Annotated in this window: 19 protein-coding genes and 2 pseudogenes; 11 read left to right on the top strand and 10 right to left on the bottom strand. The window is 67.0% G+C overall.

Features of this window, described 5'->3' with window-relative positions; genetic code table 11:
- A pseudogene (locus AB0M29_RS43130) lies at positions 1 to 81 on the top strand (IS5/IS1182 family transposase); the annotation flags it as partial.
- A gap of 553 nt (positions 82 to 634) precedes the next feature.
- Here the strand turns inward: AB0M29_RS43130 and AB0M29_RS43125 are convergent.
- The 4 genes from AB0M29_RS43125 to AB0M29_RS43110 form a co-directional block, all read right to left on the bottom strand.
- On the bottom strand, positions 635 to 1,180 hold the full coding sequence (locus tag AB0M29_RS43125) for a DUF3060 domain-containing protein (protein WP_365392774.1): 546 nt from the start codon (positions 1,178 to 1,180) through the stop codon (positions 635 to 637).
- A gap of 151 nt (positions 1,181 to 1,331) precedes the next feature.
- Positions 1,332 to 1,637: an ATP-binding protein gene (locus AB0M29_RS43120; protein WP_365392781.1), complete on the bottom strand. Its 306-nt coding sequence runs from the start codon at positions 1,635 to 1,637 to the stop codon at positions 1,332 to 1,334.
- Between the two features lie 9 nt (positions 1,638 to 1,646).
- Positions 1,647 to 2,168 carry a histidine kinase dimerization/phospho-acceptor domain-containing protein gene (locus AB0M29_RS43115; protein WP_365392771.1) on the bottom strand — a complete coding sequence of 174 codons (522 nt, stop codon included), beginning with the start codon at positions 2,166 to 2,168 and terminating at the stop codon, positions 1,647 to 1,649.
- Positions 2,169 to 2,230: 62 nt separating this feature from the next.
- The gene (locus AB0M29_RS43110) at positions 2,231 to 2,521 is read right to left on the bottom strand and encodes a winged helix-turn-helix domain-containing protein (protein ID WP_365392769.1); all 291 of its coding nucleotides are present in this window, start codon (positions 2,519 to 2,521) and stop codon (positions 2,231 to 2,233) included.
- A gap of 112 nt (positions 2,522 to 2,633) precedes the next feature.
- On the opposite strand from AB0M29_RS43110, the gene AB0M29_RS43105 reads away from it, so the two are divergent.
- Positions 2,634 to 3,515 (top strand): hypothetical protein, encoded by an 882-nt coding sequence (locus AB0M29_RS43105; RefSeq protein WP_365392766.1) that lies wholly within the window; start codon positions 2,634 to 2,636, stop codon positions 3,513 to 3,515.
- Positions 3,516 to 3,656: 141 nt separating this feature from the next.
- On the opposite strand, the gene AB0M29_RS43100 is transcribed toward AB0M29_RS43105, so the two are convergent.
- Positions 3,657 to 4,514 carry a transposase gene (locus AB0M29_RS43100; protein ID WP_365392763.1) on the bottom strand — a complete coding sequence of 286 codons (858 nt, stop codon included), beginning with the start codon at positions 4,512 to 4,514 and terminating at the stop codon, positions 3,657 to 3,659.
- Between the two features lie 332 nt (positions 4,515 to 4,846).
- Positions 4,847 to 5,161 (bottom strand): transposase family protein, encoded by a 315-nt coding sequence (locus tag AB0M29_RS43095; RefSeq protein ID WP_365392779.1) that lies wholly within the window; start codon positions 5,159 to 5,161, stop codon positions 4,847 to 4,849.
- Positions 5,162 to 5,975: 814 nt separating this feature from the next.
- On the opposite strand from AB0M29_RS43095, the gene AB0M29_RS43090 reads away from it, so the two are divergent.
- The 3 genes from AB0M29_RS43090 (at position 5,976) to AB0M29_RS43080 (ending at position 8,951) form a co-directional block, all read left to right on the top strand.
- Entirely contained in the window at positions 5,976 to 7,196 is a 1,221-nt protein-coding gene (locus AB0M29_RS43090; protein WP_365392761.1) for an IS110 family transposase, read from the top strand.
- Positions 7,127 to 7,915, top strand: coding sequence for a class I SAM-dependent methyltransferase (locus tag AB0M29_RS43085; RefSeq protein ID WP_365392758.1), 789 nt, complete (start codon positions 7,127 to 7,129; stop codon positions 7,913 to 7,915). The genes AB0M29_RS43090 and AB0M29_RS43085 overlap by 70 nt, the downstream gene beginning before the upstream one ends.
- Positions 7,916 to 8,135: 220 nt before the next feature.
- Positions 8,136 to 8,951, top strand: coding sequence for a nucleotidyltransferase domain-containing protein (locus tag AB0M29_RS43080; protein WP_365392755.1), 816 nt, complete (start codon positions 8,136 to 8,138; stop codon positions 8,949 to 8,951).
- A 258-nt stretch (positions 8,952 to 9,209) separates the two neighbouring features.
- Here the strand turns inward: AB0M29_RS43080 and AB0M29_RS43075 are convergent, their stop codons facing one another.
- Together AB0M29_RS43075 and AB0M29_RS43070 are read right to left on the bottom strand one after the other, a co-directional pair.
- Positions 9,210 to 9,509 carry a group II intron maturase-specific domain-containing protein gene (locus AB0M29_RS43075; protein ID WP_365392752.1) on the bottom strand — a complete coding sequence of 100 codons (300 nt, stop codon included), beginning with the start codon at positions 9,507 to 9,509 and terminating at the stop codon, positions 9,210 to 9,212.
- 357 nt (positions 9,510 to 9,866) lie between these two features.
- Positions 9,867 to 10,802, bottom strand: a complete 936-nt coding sequence (locus AB0M29_RS43070; protein WP_365392751.1) for a LysR family transcriptional regulator — start codon at positions 10,800 to 10,802, stop codon at positions 9,867 to 9,869.
- A 140-nt stretch (positions 10,803 to 10,942) separates the two neighbouring features.
- Between AB0M29_RS43070 and AB0M29_RS43065 the strand changes: the two genes are divergently transcribed.
- Both AB0M29_RS43065 and AB0M29_RS43060 read left to right on the top strand, forming a co-directional pair.
- Positions 10,943 to 12,187: an MFS transporter gene (locus AB0M29_RS43065; RefSeq protein ID WP_365392749.1), complete on the top strand. Its 1,245-nt coding sequence runs from the start codon at positions 10,943 to 10,945 to the stop codon at positions 12,185 to 12,187.
- Between the two features lie 100 nt (positions 12,188 to 12,287).
- Positions 12,288 to 12,887: a cysteine hydrolase gene (locus AB0M29_RS43060; protein ID WP_365392747.1), complete on the top strand. Its 600-nt coding sequence runs from the start codon at positions 12,288 to 12,290 to the stop codon at positions 12,885 to 12,887.
- Positions 12,888 to 12,966: 79 nt separating this feature from the next.
- On the opposite strand, the pseudogene AB0M29_RS43055 reads toward AB0M29_RS43060, so the two are convergent.
- Positions 12,967 to 13,245 (bottom strand): annotated as a pseudogene (locus AB0M29_RS43055) (helix-turn-helix domain-containing protein); the annotation flags it as partial.
- A gap of 93 nt (positions 13,246 to 13,338) precedes the next feature.
- Here AB0M29_RS43055 and AB0M29_RS43050 point away from each other — a divergent pair.
- The gene (locus tag AB0M29_RS43050; RefSeq protein WP_365392744.1) at positions 13,339 to 14,088 is read left to right on the top strand and encodes an SDR family oxidoreductase; all 750 of its coding nucleotides are present in this window, start codon (positions 13,339 to 13,341) and stop codon (positions 14,086 to 14,088) included.
- Between the two features lie 471 nt (positions 14,089 to 14,559).
- Here the strand turns inward: AB0M29_RS43050 and AB0M29_RS43045 are convergent, their stop codons facing one another.
- The gene (locus tag AB0M29_RS43045) at positions 14,560 to 15,168 is read right to left on the bottom strand and encodes a TetR/AcrR family transcriptional regulator (protein WP_365392742.1); all 609 of its coding nucleotides are present in this window, start codon (positions 15,166 to 15,168) and stop codon (positions 14,560 to 14,562) included.
- Positions 15,169 to 15,262: 94 nt separating this feature from the next.
- Here AB0M29_RS43045 and AB0M29_RS43040 point away from each other — a divergent pair, with 94 nt between their 5' ends.
- The 3 genes from AB0M29_RS43040 to AB0M29_RS43030 all read left to right on the top strand — a co-directional run bounded on the left by AB0M29_RS43040 (position 15,263) and on the right by AB0M29_RS43030 (position 18,963).
- Complete coding sequence (locus tag AB0M29_RS43040) at positions 15,263 to 16,012, top strand: SDR family oxidoreductase (RefSeq protein ID WP_365392739.1); 750 nt, start codon at positions 15,263 to 15,265, stop codon at positions 16,010 to 16,012.
- Positions 16,013 to 17,015: 1,003 nt separating this feature from the next.
- On the top strand, positions 17,016 to 17,315 hold the full coding sequence (locus AB0M29_RS43035; protein WP_365392736.1) for a hypothetical protein: 300 nt from the start codon (positions 17,016 to 17,018) through the stop codon (positions 17,313 to 17,315).
- Between the two features lie 10 nt (positions 17,316 to 17,325).
- Positions 17,326 to 18,963: a transporter gene (locus AB0M29_RS43030; RefSeq protein WP_365392776.1), complete on the top strand. Its 1,638-nt coding sequence runs from the start codon at positions 17,326 to 17,328 to the stop codon at positions 18,961 to 18,963.
- The last annotated feature ends 745 nt before the right edge of the window (positions 18,964 to 19,708 follow it).

Here is a 19,708-nt window from a genome sequence, read left to right as displayed (position 1 = left end):
CGCAGGCCCCTGCAGGAGCTCACATCCACAGAGAAGACCGTCAACCGGGCCCTGGCTGCGGCACGGGCACCGGTCGAACGCGCGTCGCCCGCCTGGCGTGCGAGAACGTGAACAACGTTGGGGCTGCCGCACATTCACGCCGGCTGCGGCGGCCGTGCGGTTCACTTCCGCTCACGCGGAGAGCACAGGTCCCGCGGGAGGACCGCCTCAACCGGGGCCGGTTCGCCCCCGCGCGAGCGGAGGTGAACCGCCCTCGGCGTGTAGCGACGTGGTCGATCTCAACCGCCTTGCGGAGCAGTTGAGCAGCCTCTCCCTGTCCCGTCCGCGAGATGCCCGGCCGACGCGGCCCGCGCCCGCGACCGCGCGTAAACCGCACACGAATGCCAGCCGGCCCTGGACTGACGCACTGCACGATGAGCGACGCTACCGTGCGGGGCCAACGCCCCCAGAACGAGCAACGCTTGGCCAGGCGAAGCGCCGAGGGCACAGGGCCGCGCCCACGGCGCCTCAACTCAGACTGATGAGGATTGATGCGGGCCCAGCCGCCGACTGGGTTCACTACGCAGGCCCTGTGTTCTGGCGGCCTGAACCAGGCCGCCACGCAGTAGGCGCGGTTTCCCAAGCCGGTGCCTCCTCAAGTGAGGTCGCCCTGGTACTCCTGCTCACTGATCTGCTCGACGGTGTTCAGCCTGCCGCCGCCGGACATCTTAGGGCTGTTGCCGCCCACTCCGCCGACCCAGTCCACTGTGGCGTTTGTGGCGTCGGTCGTCTGGATGGTGCCGACAGTCTTCAGGTACACGGCGTTGACCTTTCCCCGGACCTGAATGGTGTCGACGGAATTCACCGCGACGCTGTTGTCCGTACCGTCGACGGTGACCGTTCCGCACGTCCCCTTGAACATGAGGGTGTTCTCGCTGCCGTCGATGACCACATCGCGCCCCGAGCAGTCGATGGTCTGAGTGACGTCGTTGCCGCTGAACGTAAGCGCGGCGTCCGCGGTGGGGGAGGATGGGTTTCTGGCGGTGGCGGAGGGGGAGTTGCTGTCACTGACCACCAACTGGGGAGTCGATGTCTGGGTCGGCTCGCTCTTTGCGGGCTGGGACAGGTCGACCGAGCAACCCACTGTTGTCGAGAGCGCGAGAACGACAAGAGTGATGGGCAGCAATTTCTGTATGCGCACAGCAGAACTTCCTTATGTCTGGGGATAACGGCTTGCCAGTCTCCGTAAGACCCTTGTGATCCAGAAGCCTAGAAGTGCGCTGTCGCACCGAAGTGGCACCCGTGTGCCAGACCTGCGACGTGCTGTACCAGTCCGGACATGGGCCCGGGTGTCAGGCCAGCGGCAGGCATATCCGTACCACAGTGCCGGAACCGAGGGAGCTGCGGATTGCGCATTCTCCGCCGTGCCGGGCGACCACGGCCTGCACCAGGGCCAGTCCCACCCCGCTGCCGGGAGTGTCGCGCGCCCCGCTGCCGCGCACCAACTCGCCCAAGACGTGAGACAGCTCGTCGGCCTCGATACCCCGGCCGGTGTCGGCCACCTCGACTACCACGTGCGTGTTCTCCTCGAAGGCCCGCAGGGCGATGGAACAGCCGGGCTCGCTGTATTTCACCGCGTTGGCGACCAGATTATGCAGCGCCAGCTCCTACAGATCGGCATCGCCAAGCGGCTGCGGCAGGGGCCAGGGCACGTCCGGGACGGTTACGGTGATCTTCCGATCTTCGCCGCCCGGCAGTTCCCCAGCGGCTTCCCCGGCCGCCTCCAGCAGTTCTGCCAGAGGTATCGGGAGACGTTCCATTGCCTGGTCTTCCACAGTCACCAGCTTGCGTAGATCCCTGATGATCCGCGCCATCCGAAGGACTTGCTCCTCCACCCGTGCGGCAGTGCCACTGGCGGACTCGTCCAGTTCGGCCGCTCGGAGATTGGCGACCCCGAGCCGGATCGCAGTGAGTGGATTCTTCAGCTCGTGGTCCAGCCGCCCCAAAAAGCGGCGGTGCTCCTCCCTGGCATTTTTCCTGGCCGCGTCGATAAGCCGCTGCGTGCGCCGCCGCACCAGGAGGACGACCGCAGACATTGCCGCGGCGCACGCGGAGAGCACTGCGACGCCCAGGGCCGGCGCGAACCGCACGGTGACCGTCGCATGGCCCAGCACCAGTGCAGTGACCACGGTCGCCGCCCCTCCGGCCGTCAGCACTGCCGCGACGAGCGACCAGGGGCGTACGGCTCTCTTCACGCTCCAGCCTCGACCGGTGCGACGAAGCGGTATCCCTGTCCCGTGACGGTGTCGATCCACCGGGGCCTAGCCGGATCGTCGCCGAGTACGCGCCGGAGTTCGGCGATTCGGTTGTCCACGGCGCGCGTGGTACTGGCGGTCTCCCAGCCCCACAGCTCCTCCAGCAGCCTCTCCCTGGAGAGCAGCTCATCTGGGTGAGTGACCAGATTGTCCAGGAGGGCACCAGCCTTCGGCGTGAGCACCAACTCCCGGTCCTTCAGCCACGCCCGCCGAGCGGTGCGGTCCATCCGCAGCTCGCCAGCTTGCACTGCCTTCGCCGCGCTCTACGGGGGCCTCCCACGATCGGCACGGCGGAGCACCGCACGTAACAACCACACCCGGCCCCATCAGTCGCTGGAGATGGCCACTCCAGCCCAGGTCTTCCGCCCGCACACCCTCCCGGCCGATAGGCCGGAGACCACGGAAGCCGCGGCAGCCGAGCCGAGGCCGTCCGAACCGATGCGACTGCCGGTACTCCCGCCGCCGAGGTCGTCCGAGGACAACATCCCGCTCCAGGCCGTGGAGTTCGAGGCCGTGATCAGCCCCGGCCGGCACGTGATGCTGCCGCAGGCACGGAGCTTGAAGTTCAGCCCGACCCTGGTCGGCCGGACCGTCACCGTCTGGGTCAGCCACCGCACTGTCCACGTCGTCCTCGACGGGCAACTGATCAGGACTCGTTCGATGGCCATCACCGACGCCGACCTGCAAGGGCTGGTCATGCGGGGCGGACGGCTCGGCGGACCCGAACCCCAGGGTGGCGTCAGCGCGGACAAGCCCCTGGCGCCCGCGACCGTCGTCGAAGTCGATCGCAAGGCCACCAAGGACGGCGTGGTCTCGCTCGGACAAACGCCCGTCGCCCTTGGCACCGACCTGATCGGCAAGCACGTCACACTGCGTTTCGACGGCAGCCTGATGTATGTGATCCATACCGGGCTCCTGGTCAAGACCCTCGCCGCCCCGATCCCGCACCAGCGCCGCGCAAAACTCACCGGCGCCCGGGTCGCCACCACTCCGCTGCCACCGCCGCCGTCCCAGCCGCGGCGGGCCGTCCGGCGCGTCGGAGCCGACGGCACCTTCGTCGTCGCCCGGCAGAAGCTCCGCCTTGGCATCGCGCACGCCGGCAAGACCTTCACCGTGGTCATCGAGGAGACCTGCTTCCGCGTCCTCGACGGCGAGGTCGAGATCTCCACCCATCCGCTCAAGGGCGGCCCTGTCACCCGCTACATCGCCGATCCCCGCTGACCGTCAACCATCATCTGGGACCGCCAAGCATCACGAGAGACACCGTCAAGCAAGTCCCAGGACCGAGCTGTCAAGCACCTCCCCGGACCACACATCTGGGGAGAACTGAGGCTCTTCGGCACTTTCCGTGAGGCGGGTTGGTCAGCGTGCCAGGAGGATGCGTCGTAAGAGGTCGAAGCTGGCGCGGCCGTAGTGCTGGCGCTTGAGGAGTTTGATTCTCGTGACGTTGCCCTCGACGGCGCCGGAGTTCAGCGGGAGCGTGAGCCCGGCGGTGACGGCGGAGAGATCCCTGCGGAGTCCGTTGGCGAAGGTGCGGATCTCCTTGACCTGGGAGTTGTCGGCCTTGGCGAGCCAGTCGCCGAGCCGGTGACCGTCGCGGCGGCGCAGGATGGTGGCGAAGCCGCGGGCCAGGCGGCAGGCTTCGGCGATCTCCGGGCATCGGCCGCAGACATCCTTGAGGTCCTGGCGGGTCTGGTCGCTCTGGTTCTCCGGCCGGCCGATGATCCACCGGACGACATCGGCGACGGCTGGCGGTGGCGGAGGAACGGCTCGCGGGCCGTTGTGCCGGGCCAGGGTATTGAGGAATCGCCGGACGCTCTTGCGGCCTCCGAGGTAGCCGCGGGCAGCGATCTCGTCGCGCAGGGTCTGCGCGTTGTTGCATCCCTCGGCCCACCGTCGTGCGAGATAGGGCTTGTGCGGGGTCAGTGCACTGGTGCGGCTGGGACGCTCACGCATCAGCGACTGGGCGGTGGCGGCCCGAACGTACCGCCGTACTGTTTTGCGGTCCAGTCCGAGCCGTGCGCTGATCGCGTCGATGGTGAGGCCCTGTTGGAAGAGGGTTTGGATGTCGTGGTGCCGTTCCCGGATCTTGCCCTCGTAGGAGGTCTCGTGCGCCGGTTCTGTGGCCGGAGCAGGAGTTGCCTGGGGCTCGGGGGCTTTGAGGCAGGAGCGGTGCCGGGTGACCGCCTTCTCCAACCCGGTGGCGAGGTTGTGGAGCAAGTGCCACCGATCTGCGACCTGCGGGATTCCGGGTTGGCCGCGTTCGGCACCCTCTGCGAAGGCCCCACCGCGATCACGGCAGATCGTGCCGATGTGCGGGTGCCGGCGAAGCCAGTCGGCGAAGGTGTCGGCCGTGTGGTCGGGCAGGACATCGACGGGACGGTGGCTGGTCCATGTCGATGAGGATGGCGCCGAAGCGCCGGCCCCGGCGGAAGGCGAACTCGTCAACGCCAAGTACGGACAGCTCGGGTACTTCCGGGAGGTCCATGGCGCGGATCAGCCGCAGCAGCGTGGGCCCGCTCACGGGCGTGGCCAGTCGCTCGGCGAGCCGTTCACCAGCCTGTCCGCCAAGCACCAACGCCACCTGTTTGGAGCGACAGTGTTCGTCGGCCGTAGCGGAAGGTGAGCTGGTCGACCTGCTCGGCGAAGGTCTTCTTGACGCAGTCGGGGTTGGCGCAGAAGAAGCGCCGGACCTCAAGGTCGATCGCCGTCTCCTGCCCGGAGACCGCAGTGTCGGCGAGCCTTCGCTCGTAGCGGCTGTGGACCCGCGACGACACGGCGCGGCATGCCGGACACCGGGCAGTCGGCGCGGTGCATCTGGCGGCGATTCGTACGGACTTCCCGATCCGGACAACGCTGTTGACCACCACCTGTGCCAGGTGCGGGAAAAGGACACTCAGCAGATCAGAAGCATGATCCCCCACCGGGAAGAGCTACCCCAAGATCAACGGTTTCACGGAAAGTGCCGAAGAGCCAGAACTGAGTGGCCGTTGACACACCGACGACCTCATGCGGGAGGACGTCGCGGGCCGCCGTGCACGAGGTGAAGGCGTGGTGGCCCGCCTGCCGCCCCAACGAACGGTGGCTTTGTAACTGGGATCGGAAGTCCCTTCGACGTGGCTGCGGGAGACAGTCGTTGATCCCATCTGTGATGTTCAGCCAGGGAATTGCAACACGACCGTGGGTGCGCTGCTGCCGTCGAGGTGCCCCGCGCAGGCCGGTGCCCGTGCGCCGGTGAGGTGCCGCTCCTAATGGCGCTGTAAGACGGTTGGCGATCTCTCATGGCCGAGCGTCTTGGGCGGGTCGGCATGTGGTGATCCGTGGCCGCTCCTGAGGCTTGACCTCTCTAGACAGAGTCGGGTCCATGTGCCTGCCCGCGCAGTGAAGCATCGCGGGGGCGGCGGGCCCGCCCCCGCGCTCATGCCTTCGTCCCGCGCGGACCGGGCCCGGCCCCCGCTCGCACAACATCAGCGGCACAGTGACGTCGTGGTCCAAGCCGTCGGCAGGGAACACCTCTCACCGCTCGACGAACGCCTTCAGTTCCGCAGCTGACCGAGGCCCTGACGACCGCTGGGATTGCGAACGGCTAATCGGATGACGGGCCATGGAGCCCTGCCATTAGGGAGACGCGCAACCCCGCTCGGCGACCACAGCACACGACACCGACCCAAGGACACCACCATGAACAGCGTGTTCTGCGGCATCGACTGGGCCACCGACCATCACGACGTGGCACTACTGGACGAGGCCGGTTCTCTCCTGGGCAAGCTCCGCATCGACGACACGCCAGCCGGCCTGACCCAGCTCCTGGACCTGCTCGCCCAGCACGGCGACAGCCCACAGCACCCGATCCCGATCGCCATCGAGACCTCCCACGGCCTTCTCGTCGCCTGCTTACGCGCCGCCGGCCGACCGATCTACGTGATCAACCCGCTCACCGCCGCCCGCTACCGCGATCGCTACGCGCTCAGCCGCAAGAAGTCCGACCACCTCGACGCCAAGGTCCTGGCCAACATCCTGCGCACCGACCCCGCCGAACACCGGCCCCTGCCCGCAGACAGCCACCTCGCCCAGGCCATCACCGTCCTGGCCCGAGCCCAGCAGGACGCCGTCCGGGACCGCGTCCAAACCGGCAACCGGCTGCGCTCACACCTGCGTGAGTACTTCCCCGGCTTCCTCACCGTCTTCGAGCACTTCCGCGAAGGCCTTGCATCGCCCGTCACCCGCACCCTGCTCGCCGCGGCCCCTACCCCCAGACAGGCCGCCCAGCTCACCCGCGCCCAACTACGCTCGATCCTGAAGAAGGCCGGACGCCAACGGGAGATCACCGGCGAAGTCGAACGCCTCCACACCCTGCTGCGCCAACCCCAGATGCAGCAACCACCGGTCGTCGAAGAGGCCATGGGCGTCAAATCCCTGGCACTGCTGCGCCAGTTCGACGCGGCCTGCACCAGCGCCGACGAACTGGAAACAGCCACCGTTGCCGCCTTCGCCGCTCACCCAGACGCCGAGATCATCACCAGCTTCCCCGGGCTCGGCAATCTCACCGGCGCACGCGTCCTGGCCGAGCTCGGCGACGACCGCGAGCGCTTCCCCACCGCCCGCGCGCTCAAGGCCTACGCCGGATCCGCCCCCATCACCAGAGCCTCCGGACGCAAGACCACCGTCCTGGCCAGGCACATCAAGAACCAGCGCCTCGCCTCAACCGGCTACATCTGGGCCTTCGCCTCCCTGACCGCGTCCCCCGGCGCCCGAGCCCACTACGACCGCCGCCGCGCAACCGAAGAACGACACGTCGCAGCCCAACGCAACCTCTTCAACCGCCTACTCGGATGCCTGCACCACTGCCTCAGCCACCGCATCCCCTACGACGAACAGACCGCCTTCCCCAACACCGCTTGACTGATCAACCGCATCGGATGTCTGTCTACCGTGTCCCCATGGCGCTACGTGCTTACCTCCACCGTGTCAATCAGCGGCACCCATGGAGTCACAACGACCACTACGGCCCCTGGATCGCCGGCCGGGTCGCCGGATCCGGGGCTCGACACGTCCTCGATGTCGGGTGTGGCGCGGGGAATCTTGTCGCGCTTCTTCGCCGCCGGGCCGTCACGGTCACCGGGCTCGAACCCAACCCTCAGATGGCTCGCGCTGCGGCGGAGCGCTTCGCTGACGATCCTGCGGTGACCATCGTGGAAGCCATTTTCGCCAGGCGCGACGTGGAGCGGCGCTTCGACGCGATCACCCTGGTCGCTGTTCTGCACCACCTGCCCCTGGTGCCCACTTTGCGGGAGTTGCGCGACTGTCTCGCCCCGGGCGGGCGGCTGGTGGTCGTGGGCTGCTTCCGGGAGAACGGGCGTGTCGACCTGCTGGTCTCCCTGTTGTCCGTCCTCATGAATCCGATCATGGGGCTGGTCAAGCATCCGGCTCGCGCTGCTGCGCTGCCCTTGCACATGACTGCGCCTACCGCCGATCCGCAGGAGACCCTCGGCGATATCCGGGCTGCGGCTGCGCAAGAGCTGCCCGGCGCCCGGATCCGGCGTCGCCTGTTCTGGCGTTACAGCCTCGTCTACGACGCTCCCGCCCGGGGCAGCCTGGCCGCACCGCCGCGAGCCGCTTGAGGGTCCCTACCCCTTCCGCCCGCATGCCCATCGCGTACCCGGCATGAACCGGGCGGCCGAGCCGCAGCTCGGCGCCGACCTCGTCCACGTAGGCTCGCCCGGCCGCGGTCTTCGTGTCGCTCGTGCTTCTCTGCGCTTCACCCGCAAGGGCGAACACTCGGGGTGCGGGCGCCAGGTAAATCGGTCGCGGCGGGTGATCTGCCATTGCAGACTGTGGCCCGTGGATCGTTTGGTGGAGATTGCGGATCGGCTGGTAGAGGTCAGCGGCGTCGTTGGTGTGTGTCTGGGAGGCAGCCGGGCGAGGGGTGTGCACAGCCCCGATTCCGACTACGACCTGGGCCTGTACTACCGGCCGCCGTTGGATACTGCTGCTCTGCGTCTGCTGGCGGCCGAGCTGACCGGCGGGCCGGTGGAGGTCACCGAGCCGGGCGGCTGGGGACCATGGGTGGACGGTGGTGGCTGGCTGACCGTCGACAGCCATCGCGTCGACTGGATCTATCGCGACATGGACCGGGTGCACCGCGTCTGGCAACAGTGCCGGGCTGGACAGTTCGAGATCGGCGCCCAGCCCGGTCACCCCCTTGGGGTGTACTCCCACGCCTATGCAGGTGAGGTGGCCCTGGGCCGTATCCTCGCCGACCCCAGCGGCGAGCTTCAGACCCTGCAGGAGCAGACGCGTCTCTATCCGGAGCCTCTGCGCGAAGCACTCATCGGCAACGCGCAATGGGAGGCACCGTTCATCCTGGCCGGCGCTCGCAAGGGAGCGGCCCGCGGTGACGCCTTCTATGTCGCCGGTTGCCTCTTCCGCGCGGTCGGACTTCTCGTGCATGCGCTCCACGCCCATGCCAGGTGCTGGGTGCTCAACGAAAAGGGCGCCGTGCAGGCCACGGGAGAACTCCCCGCCGCCCCTGCGGACTTCGCCGGACGGGCCCACGAGTTGTTCTCCGCGCTCGGTACTACTCCCGAGACGCTCGCCACCGCGCTTGATGACGCTGACCGGCTGGTCGCCGAGGTACGCAGTGAGCTCGCCGGGTGAACAGCACCTCGACTGTGGAAGCCCGCGGTGAAGGCGATGGTCGAGTCCGCAAGCGCTCGTCTGCACTTCACCCTCACGAGTGAGCCGGGCTATGTGACTCATCAAAGGGGCTCCGGGGTGGAGGGCGCGTTTCGGGGTTTGGGGATGCCGAGGTCGACGGCTGGACGGCGGGCTCGACGTTGGGTCTCTTCGCGTTTGGAACGCAGAAAGGTGAGCGTGAGGTCGATGCCTTCGGCCTCGCCGAGCCAGTTCTCATCCTCAGACCGCCGGAGGCGGGCGAGTAGGTCGGTTTTCGAGTTCTTCGAGGCGGCCAAGAACCTTCGGGTTGATTTGGAGCATCGGCAGCGAATGCAGGCGTGTTCGTGCTGACAAGGGGTGCCGTAATGCCGCGATGGCCTTCCTCATCGCGCGAAACCGTCTGTACGTGTTGCGGAGCCAGCGCACCAGGTAGGCGTTGATGCACATCAGAAGCGGATACAAGGCCGATCGGTAGAACCGGCCGTAGTACTGCATCCAGCCCGCGACGATCGGATTGATCCGCTGCGCGAGTTCTTCCACGGTGAGGTTGACTCGCCGGTGGAGCCGCCAGGAGCGGACCTCCTTGCCAAGTCGTTTGAGGGCGTCCCTGCTGACCGCGGGGCGGAACGACCATCTGATACGACCGTTCCTGTCCTGTCACTGTCCCGCATCTGGCGCTGCTGGAACGTGAATCCCAGGAACGTGAAGGACGTGTGCTCGTACGAGCCACGCCGCAATCCGTCCTGGGGGTACACGATCGGGGTCTTGGCCGAGTGCAGACGCAGCCCGACCCGCCCTCCCCCGATGCCATGTCCGAGCTGACCAGCCTGCTCGCCCCCGGGGACGCCCGCCGTTGACCGCCTGCGCCAGGCAAGCCGACCGCGCGGGTGAGGCCGTTCAGCGCGGAATCACCCAGCTCGGCGCCCAGGTCCCGGTGTCGTCGTGGCCGGCCGCTGTGGCGGCGAGGTGGGCGCGGAGGGTGGCCAGCGCTGGGTGGGGGTTGTCGCGGTGCCAGAGGAGCGAGTGCGGGTAGACGGGTGTTGGGTCAGTCACCGGGATGCGGCGCAGGTCGTGGCTGGCGGGCCAGACGAGGCGGGTCTGCTCGGTCGTGAAGGTGGCTAGGGCCGGGGTGTCGGCGATGGTGTCGAGGAGCGTGTCGGAGCCGAAGTTGGGGCCAGTTGCCTCGATGGTGAGGCCGAACTCGGCGACGAGGTCGTCGTAATAGGCGGCCCATTCGGTTCCAGGAACGATGCCGGGCATCCAGATCCGGTGCCCGGCGAGCTGGGTGACGGTCACTGACCGGGCGCGGGCCAGCGCGTGGGCGGGGCCGGTGAGGAGCTGGTGCGGCTCGTCGAGCACCCGGATGCACTCGATGCCCTCGGGAAGGGGCCGGCCGGGCATGGCGACGGCGCGGAAGGAGGCATCGATCGCACCGGACCGGATGGCGGCGATGGCCGTGTCGACGTTGACCAGCATCACCACGTCGAGGTCGATCTCGAGGTGCGCGTGGTGGAAGCCGCGCATCAGGCCCGATGGTGCGACGCGCGAGGCGATCACGTCGACGCGCAGCCGGCGGCGGCCGGTGCGCACGGAGGCGACCGCGCGCTCTCTGACACGCAGCAGCTCGCGCGCATGGGGTAGGAACGCCTGCCCGTCGATGGTCGGCTCGGCGCCGCGCGGCGTGCGGGTGAACAGCCGCACGCCGAGGGTGCGCTCCAGCGCGGCGATGCGTTTGGAGACGGCCTGCTGGGTGATCGACAGGTCGACGGCGGCTTTCTGGAACTGGCCTGCTTCCGCGACGGTGACGAAGGTACGTACTGCTTCGAGATCCACACCGACCCACCTTAGTGAACAACGATTAGTTGTGGATTACTGGCAGGCCAGTTGTTTGACCTGCTGTTGTCCTGCCCGCTTACCTCTCATCGGTCAACGTTAGTTTGTTCGGGTGGGACCTCAAGGGGAGTGCGCTGAGCATGATGGGCAGGAGACGGTTGGGCCAGCAGTTCGGCTGGCTGTGGGCGGCATATGCGGTGAGCGCGTACGGGTCCGGGCTGGGGTTCGGGGCGTTGCCGCTGATCGCCGTGCTGGTGCTGCACGCCGGCCCCGCTGAGGTGTCCGCGCTGTCCGCAGTAGGGCCCGCGGTGGGCGCGCTGATCGCGGTGCCGCTCGCGCCGTGGGTGGAGTTCCGGCGCAAGCGCCCGGTCATGATCATGATGGACCTGACCCGGTTCACGGCAATGGCGACGATCCCCATCGCCTACGCCTTCGGACGGCTCAGTTTCGTCCAACTGCTCGTGGTCTCGGTCGTGGTCGCCGCAGCCAAGATCGCCTTCAACGCGGCCAGCGGCGCCTACCTCAAGGCCCTCGTCCGGCCGGACGACCTGCTCGTCGCCAACGCGCGGTTCGAGTCCACGAACTGGAGCTCCATCGCGGTCGGACCACCGCTCGGCGGGGCGGCGATCGGCCTGTTCGGGCCGGTCACCACCGTGGTGGCCGACGCGCTCAGCTACCTGCTCTCCGCGCTGGGCATCACCGCGATCCGCGACAAGGAAGAAGCACCGCGAACGACCGACAAGAGCCCGCTCCGGGCGGGCGCACTGCTCGACGGCTGGCGACACATCATGGGCCACCCCGGTCTGCGGCCTCTCTACCTCAACCAAATGCTCGTCGCCGGTCTGATCATGGCCACCGAGCCGCTGCTGGCTGTGCTCCTGCTTCGCCAACTCGGGTTTCCACCCTGGCAGTACGCCCTCGCCTTCGCCGCCCCCTGCCTCGGCGGACTCATCGGCTCACGGCTGGCCCGCCGTGTCGTGGCCCGCTACGGCCGGCACCGGGTCTTCCGGACCGTCGGCACCCTGCGCGCCATCTGGCTGATCGGCCTGGCCTTTGTCCGTCCCGGCATCGCCGGCCTCGTCACCGTGATGGCCGTCGAGCTGGCAATCATCATCAACATGAGCCTGTACAGCCCGGTGCTCGCCACCTACCGGCTCGAACACACACCCAATCATCTCGTCGCCCGCACCCTGACGGCGTGGTCGATCGGCCAGCAGGCGTCCATCGCCATCCTCACCGCGCTCGCCGGGCTGCTCGCCGACGTCACCAGCCCACGCACCGCTCTCACGGTCGCGGGACTGCTCATCCTGACCACTCCGCTCCTGCTTCCCCCAAAGGACCAGACGTCGCAGCACGAGCCGGAACTGTCCCGCAGCCACTCTTGAGACACCGCGACTCATCAGCCCGCAGCCCGCAGCCGGTCCGCCGGTGCGCCGGTGCGCGTCCGCGTCGACGAGGCACACCACTAGCAAGGAGAACACTCGCGTGAGCATTGACCCCGTACTTGACCCCACCCACACCGCGCTTCTCGTCATGGACTACCAGCCCGCGATCCTGGCCTTTGTGCCCGAAGGCGAGGACCGCAACGCCCTGCTCGGTCGCGTGGAAGGGGCCATCGCCGACGTTCGCGCAAACGGCGGCACCATTGCCTACGTACGCGTCGGCTTCACCGAGGCCGACTGGGACGCGATCCCGATCTCCAACAAGTCCTTCGCCCCGCTGGCCCAACACCACGTCATGCACCACGAGGACCCTGCCGCTGCTATCCACGAACGCCTGGCTCCCCAGGACGGCGACATCATCGTGCGCAAGATTCGCTACGGCAGCATGTCCACCACCGACCTCGACCAGCAGCTACGCGAGCGCGGTATAACTACTCTGGTCGTCTCCGGCATCAGTACCAGCGGCGTCGTCCTGTCCACCGTCATCGACGCGGCCGACCGTGACTACCAGCTCTACGTACTGTCCGACGGCGTCGCCGACCCAGACACCGAAGTCCACAACGTCCTGCTCCACCGGGTCTTCCCCTCACGGGCCCACATCATCGACACCACGGAGCTGCGCGCCCTGTTCCGGGCTGGCTGACTCGAACCGCGAGCCGATCCCACCCACGGCCGCCGCGCCTACCCGGTGTGGCGGCCGTAACTGGCTTGGATGGAGCCCCCAAGGAAGCGGTAGCCACCTGCCGCGCGGACGGCTCCTGTAGAGCCCGGGCGCCATACGAAGCTGGACCCTCGGCGTAGCGCTCCAGCGCCTTGCGGAGCAGGTCCTCCTTGTTACCGAAGGCCGCGTACATGCTCGTCCGGCTGATGCCCATGGCGCTGGTCAGATCAGTGAGACTGGCACCGTGGTAGCCCTGCCGCCAGAAGAGCCGCATGGCCTCTTCGAGGGCCTCGTCGGCGTCGAACCCCCTCGGTCGGCCGATCGTCTTCTTTTGATCCATGCGATCAACCAACCCCTTCCGTACTGAACGGTGCAGATGTGCTACGGTCCTCTTCTGTGCCGATCGGTACTGAAGTCTATGGAGGGTATTCGCATGGGGCAGCTTGAAGGCAAGACCGCAGTCATCACTGGTGGCCACACCGGAATCGGGCTGGCCACCTCTATCCGGCTGGCGGCCGAAGGCGCGCACGTGTTCATCATCGGCCGGCGCAAGGCCGAGCTGGAGGCGGCCGTGGAGACCATCGGCCCGGCGCGGGTCACTGCCGTCGCGGGTGACATTACGAGCCTGGCCGACCTGGACCGGCTCTACGACGCCGTCCGCGCGCGGGGCATGGGTCTGGACGTGGTCTTCGCTAACGCGGCAACTGCTTCGGTCGCGCCACTGGAAGACATCACGGAGCAGCAGATCGATCAGACCTTCGGCGTGAACGTGCGGGGCACGCTGTTCACCGTCCAAAAGGCACTTCCGCTGCTCAACAACGGCGCCTCGGTGATACTGAATGCCTCCACGGCTGCCGAAAACGGCGCGGAGGCGTTCAGCTTGTTTGCGGCTTCGAAGGCCGCCGTACGGTCCTTCGCACGGGGGTGGGCTAACGAACTCAAGGGTCGAGGCATCCGGGTCAATGCCATCTCGCCGGGCCCAATCGACACCACCGGGATCACGGACCTCTTCGGCGAGGAGAATGCGCCCAGCGTCAAAGCGCACCTTGCCACCACAGCCGCGATGGGTCGGATGGGACGCCCTGAGGAGGTCGCCGCAGTAGTGGCGTTCCTCGCCTCCGAACAGAGCAGCTTCGTACTTGGCGCCAACTGGTACGTCGACGGAGGTGAGAACCAGATCTAACCCGTCCGCGAGCGAAAGCCGTCGCGCGTTTGGCGGCGGCGCGGACACGAGCGGCGACGCTCCGTAATGAACTGGGACGTGACAAGCCCGTCATCCGTACGGGGAGACGGTGCTGGTCGTCGCCCTCAAGAGCGGCTGGGCCAAGAACGCATCTCTCGGCCCTTGTCCTCGTCCAAGCTGAACCGCCCCAGCCGAGGAAGCCTGACATGTCTGCCACCAGTACGAGCGAAACGATCCGGTTTCCGCCCGCACCGGCGTGTCGGGATCCGCTTGGACCCAGGCCACTGGTCGCACCTGGGGTGTCCAAGGCGCGATATCGGTCGTCTTGAAGTAGTAGCGCACCTTGACCGATCAGATGCAGGCGAGAGCCTGGTGAGGCTGGCTGTAGCTGTGCACAGGCATCGACGCTTGCCAGGCACTCCACTTCAGCTTTGCGTATCTTTTCGCCCGCGTCCTTGGGCGTAAGTGCTGTCAGGCGGGCGGCCAGTTCCGCAGGGCCATGTCGGCCACGCGCTGAAGGTCATCGCGGGTGGCGCCGCTGGCGGCTTGGACGGCGATGCCGTTCGCCACGGTCATGATGTAGCGGGCGAGTAGTCCGGGATCGGTGTCGGGGGGCAGGTCGCCTTCGTCGACAGCTTGCTGGAACCGGTCGCGGAGGCGGGAAGTGCTCTCGTTTCGCCAGGCGATGAGGGCAGCGCGAGTGTTGCGTCCAGGGCTGCCGGCGGCGAGGGAGGCTTGGACGCCGAGGCATCCGGTGGGGTGGTCGGGGCGGGTGGTGGCCTGGACGGAGCCACCTAGGAACGCGGTGGCCACCTGCCGGGCGGTCGCTTCCTGCAGGGCCCGAGCTGCGTAGGAGGCGGGGCCCTCGGCGTAGCGCTCCAGGGCCTTGCGGAACAGTTCCTCCTTGTTGCCGAAGGCCGCGTACATGCTGGTGCGGGTGATGCCCATCGCGTTAGTCAGGTCGGTGAGGCTGGCGCCTTCGTAGCCCTGTTCCCAGAAGACCCTCATGGCCTGCTCGAGGGCCTCGTCGGCGTCGAAGCCCCTCGGTCGGCCGATCGGCGCCTTCTGATGGGTGTCCATGTGAACAACCATATCTCTTCCGTACCGGACGGTGCAGATGTGCTAGTCTCCAGTTCAGTATCGAACGGTACTGAAATTTGTGGAGGTCATTTGTATGGGGCAGCTTGAAGGTAAGACTGCCGTCATCACCGGCGGCCACACCGGGATCGGCCTTGCCACCTCTATCCGGCTGGCGGCCGAGGGTGCGCACGTGTTCATCATCGGCCGGCGCAAGGCCGAGCTGGACGCGGCTGTGGAGACCATCGGCTCGGAGAGCGCCACCGCTATGGCGGGCGATGTCACGAACCTGGCCGACCTGGACCGGCTGTACGACGCGGTCCGCGCCCGGGGTCGGGGTCTGGACGTGGTCTTCGCGAACGCGGCGACCGCCTCGCTCGCGCCACTGGAGCAGATCACTGAGGAGCAGATCGACCAGACCTTCGGCGTCAATGTGCGGGGCACGCTGTTCACCGTGCAGAAGGCACTGCCTCTGCTCAACGACGGCGCCTCGGTGATACTGAACGCCTCCACCGCAGCAGGCAACGGCACGGAGGCGTTCAGCTTGTATGCGGCTTCGAAGGCCGCCGTCCGGTCCTTCGCACGGGGCTGGGCCAACGAACTCAAGGGCCGCGGCATCCGCGTCAATGCCATCTCGCCGGGCCCGATCGACACCACCGGGATCACGGACCTCTTCGGCGAGGAGAATGCGCCCAGCGTCAAGGCGCACCTCGCCACGACTGCTGCGATAGGGCGGATGGGGCGACCTGAGGAGGTCGCCGCGGTAGTCGCATTTCTCGCCTCCGAGCAGAGCAGTTTCGTCCTCGGCGCCAACTGGTACGTCGACGGCGGCGAGAACCAGATCTGACCCGCGGCCGACATCCGTCGCGCGATCGCCGACGGCGCAGTCACGAGCAGCGACGATCCGTGACCGGCTGAGATACGACTGTGAGGATGTTGGGGTGCCACCTTGGGCGGTGGTCTAGCCCGCGATACGACTGGCCCTGCTGCGCAGCAGGCGCGAACCGTCCCGGATCTACCGGGAGATTGGAGTGGACGAGGCCGCCTCCGCCAGGGCCCAGGCGAAGATCGCCGAAGTACGGGCATCGCTGAGAATCCGCCGCACCCCTTCAAGCGCGGAACTATCTCCTCGGCTCCTCACTACTGACGGATGGCTGCAGTACTACCTGCCAGGCGCATATTGGGCGTTGAGCTGGCCCGGTGCTGGGCCCGGCTGCTCCTGGAAGGCGGCGCAGTGAAGGTACGCGGTGATCTGCGCCATGCTCTGGACAGCCAGCTCCGCCGCTCACCGGACCAAGGCGGTCAGGCACATGCAGAAGGCGAGAGTACGCCTCAACGATCACGCTCGTGTCTCCGCGAACCGGGAACCCGGGACACCCGTCCAAGGTTGTGAATCACATTTTAGAACGCCCCATCGGAATTCAAGGCTCGTGTCAGGCCCGGCGCCACCGCTTCATCGGCCGCTCACTCACTCGCACTGCACCGGCGCTGTCCCTGCTCTCGAAGCGTTCCACGGCCTGCAGCCGCATCCGCTCCCCCGCGGCCCTCTCGGCGTCCTTCAGCCCGCCGACGTGCGTGTACCTCAGGACTCCAGGGCTACCTGACTCGACCAACCGCCGTCAGGCGAACGGCACACACATCACCCCGCTAGGGTGCCCACGCCGGTTGTACCTTGCTCGTCATCCATTCCGGCATCGGCCGGATCCCGCCCCGGCGCCGGAACCCTGCGCCCCTGGCGCCGCTACCCACCTTCATCCTCTGGAGGTTCCGTGTATTCTCACGTCCCCGTCCCTCCCGCTGGTCATCCGGCGACACCTCACTCCCCGCTCGATGCCACGCAATTGCGGCGCTTGGACGACCTCCTTGAGACCGCACATCGCGCGCAGCGCGCCTTCCTTGTCGTCAACGGGGTTCCCCTCGCCGTCGGCAGCCTGCTGTCCTGCTTCACGGACGTTCCCGCAGTGCCGGTGCACGGGGAGCTCACTCTGGGCCTGGTGTGGGGCTTCCTGCAAAGCGGACTCTTCGTGACCACCGCCTGGCTGTACGAGCATCGAAGTAGGCGGTCGTCCGACCCCATCGAACAGTCCCTGACGTCCGGCCTGCTCGACGAGATGTCGAGTGTCGCCCCCTTCAACGGGTCTTGGCGGTGAAGCGGTGACCATGGACATTCTCAGTTCGGGCGTACTCGATCCCATCGGTTCGGACACGAGACGCCCCGTGATCCTCGCCTTCCTGATCTTCATCGGGGTATCTCTGCTGTGGCTCTTCACGCTGGCCACAGCAGAGCAGGACAAGCCCGAAAGGCTCTATGTCGCCGACCGGGCCCTCTCCCCCGTCTTCAACGGATTCGCCATGGCCGGCGAACATATCTCGGTCGTCACTCTGTTGACGGTCTCCGGGAGCGTCGCCCTGTTCGGTTATGACGGCTTCGCTTTCGCTCTCGACGCTCTGGTCATGCTCGGTGTGTTGTTGCTCCTCGCGCAGAAGATACGCAACAGCGGTTGCTACACTCTCGGCGACCTTTTCTCATTGCGGGCCCCAGGTTGGAGCCCCCGAATCGCCGCGACCGCGGTGACGCTGGCCATCACGATTCCCGTTCTCATAATCGAACTCCGTGCTGGCGGCACCATCGTGGCTCTCCTGATCGGCGAGTCGACCGATGGGGCCCAGGTGCTTTGTACTGTGCTGATGGGCTGCCTCGTCTCCTGCTTCGCGGCAGTGGCGGGTCTGAGAGGCAACAGTTTCATGCACGTCGCCAAGGTGCCGATCGCCTTGGTGACGCTCGCAGTTGTCACGCTGCTGGCGTTCAGGCAATTCGAGTGGGATCCCGGTTCTTTGCTCTCCTCCGCGGTGGATAAGAGCATTGCGCCGGACGACTATCTGCGTCCGGGGCTCTCGCCGTACACGGCGAACTTCGGGCCACTCAACACATACGGCAACCACGTAGTCTTCATCCTCGGTTCGGCGGTGATGCCACACCTGATCCTACGGGTCGGTGCTTCTCGGACCGGGCACGCGGCGCGCCGATCCATCAGTATCGCCACGGGGCTGGTCGGCGCCTTCATCCTCCTCCTGGTCACCACGGGCTTCGCAGCATCTGCGGTAGTGGGCGCTGCCGACATCGGCGCGGTCGATGCCACTGGGCAGTCGTCCGCGATCTTGCTGGCCTCGAACGTACTTCGTCACGGCTCGACAGGACGCGTCGTGCTCATCACCCTCATAGCCTGCGTCATCTTCCTCACCGTGCTCACAACCGTGACCAGTGTGACCTTCGCAACCGCGGTCTCATTCGCCCACGATGTGTTCGCGCGAGGCAAACGCCGCCCCACCGAGACCGCAGAGGTGCGGGCGCTGCGCGTGGCCGCCATCACCGTGTGCGCGGTGGGCCTTTCGCTGGCCGCCGCCATCCACCAGTATCCAGCTGATTTCCTGGTCGCCTTCTCGATTAGCGTTGCGGCGTCATGTGTCTTCCCCGTGTTGATCTACACGTTCTTCTGGCACCGGTTCAACCGCAGAGGACTGCTGTGGTCGGTCTACGGGGGACTGCTGATCTGCCTCGTACTCACGGCCTTCTCACCAGTCGTCTCGGGAACCGAGTTCGCGCTGTGGCCGGAAGTGAATTTCAACTGGTATCCGTTCCAGACCCCTGGCCTGGTTTCCGTGCCTGCGGCCTTCGTCCTCGGGTGGTTCGGTAGCGTTAGTTCACCCGAAGAATCTGAACTCGATTTTCGGCACATGCAATTCAGGATCATGACGGGAAAAGCAGTCGATCCTCAGGTCACTGATCCGCGACGGTAGCGGGTGCTGCGTCGTTGATCGCTTTGCAGGTGCTCGTACGCTCCCTCAGCCCCGCGCCTTCCTCCTCCCTCAGCGCACCGGACTCCGCGGCCAATGTCGGCGTCGCCAGCCAGAGTTCATCGGGGCGCGGGACGTCACTCCGGTCCAGTGAGCCCGTGCCTGGGCGGACCAGGAGAGCCGCATGCCGGCCCCTTGATGTGTCGTGGGACCACACTCACGGCCCGGCACGTAAGGCCCCGTACGCAGTCGGACCCGCCTCCCCGAAACAGGGGGTGCGGGCCGACTGTGTACCGCTGTCTCCGGCCTGCGGCGGCTGTCCACGGGCAATGCGCCGACAAATTTCGAGGGCGCTCAGGCTGCCCCCGAGAGTTGGTGGGTCTCTGGGCCACGGCCTAGGCTCGCGCCAGGAGGCGGCGTCAAGGTCCCCCCACGGGCTTTCCAGGTACAGGGGTAACAGGCGACTGATGGCCCACGGGACCACGGCCGATGCCGAGGCTCTGCGTGAAGAGATCGCGGGGGGTGGCATCCACTATGGATTGCGCCTGCCCGTGGAGAAGACCCTGATCACCCATCGATGAGGGGCTGAACCTCCTCGGTGACAGCATCAAGCGTCACCGGAAGCGGGGCTCCTGCCGCTGCTATGTCTACACCTAGTGCGTTGGCCACGAACGTTGCCGGGGTGCGGGTGACTCTCCGGGCGATGCTCGCGTGCTGGGTTTGTAGGCCTCATCCTCGATGGCAACGT

This window comes from Streptomyces sp. NPDC051976, assembly GCF_040680795.1.
GTDB lineage: Bacteria > Actinomycetota > Actinomycetes > Streptomycetales > Streptomycetaceae > Actinacidiphila.
This window is presented reverse-complemented; position numbering and strand designations above follow the sequence as displayed.

Coding starts and splice junctions, on each gene's coding strand:
- AB0M29_RS43110 (WP_365392769.1), bottom strand. CDS start 2,521: ATGGACCGCACCGCTCGGCGGGCGTGGCTGAAGGACCGGGAGTTGGTG.
- AB0M29_RS43105 (WP_365392766.1), top strand. CDS start 2,634: ATGGCCACTCCAGCCCAGGTCTTCCGCCCGCACACCCTCCCGGCCGAT.
- AB0M29_RS43090 (WP_365392761.1), top strand. CDS start 5,976: ATGAACAGCGTGTTCTGCGGCATCGACTGGGCCACCGACCATCACGAC.
- AB0M29_RS43085 (WP_365392758.1), top strand. CDS start 7,127: ATGCCTGCACCACTGCCTCAGCCACCGCATCCCCTACGACGAACAGAC.
- AB0M29_RS43065 (WP_365392749.1), top strand. CDS start 10,943: ATGATGGGCAGGAGACGGTTGGGCCAGCAGTTCGGCTGGCTGTGGGCG.
- AB0M29_RS43050 (WP_365392744.1), top strand. CDS start 13,339: ATGGGGCAGCTTGAAGGCAAGACCGCAGTCATCACTGGTGGCCACACC.
- AB0M29_RS43045 (WP_365392742.1), bottom strand. CDS start 15,168: ATGGACACCCATCAGAAGGCGCCGATCGGCCGACCGAGGGGCTTCGAC.
- AB0M29_RS43040 (WP_365392739.1), top strand. CDS start 15,263: ATGGGGCAGCTTGAAGGTAAGACTGCCGTCATCACCGGCGGCCACACC.
- AB0M29_RS43030 (WP_365392776.1), top strand. CDS start 17,326: ATGGACATTCTCAGTTCGGGCGTACTCGATCCCATCGGTTCGGACACG.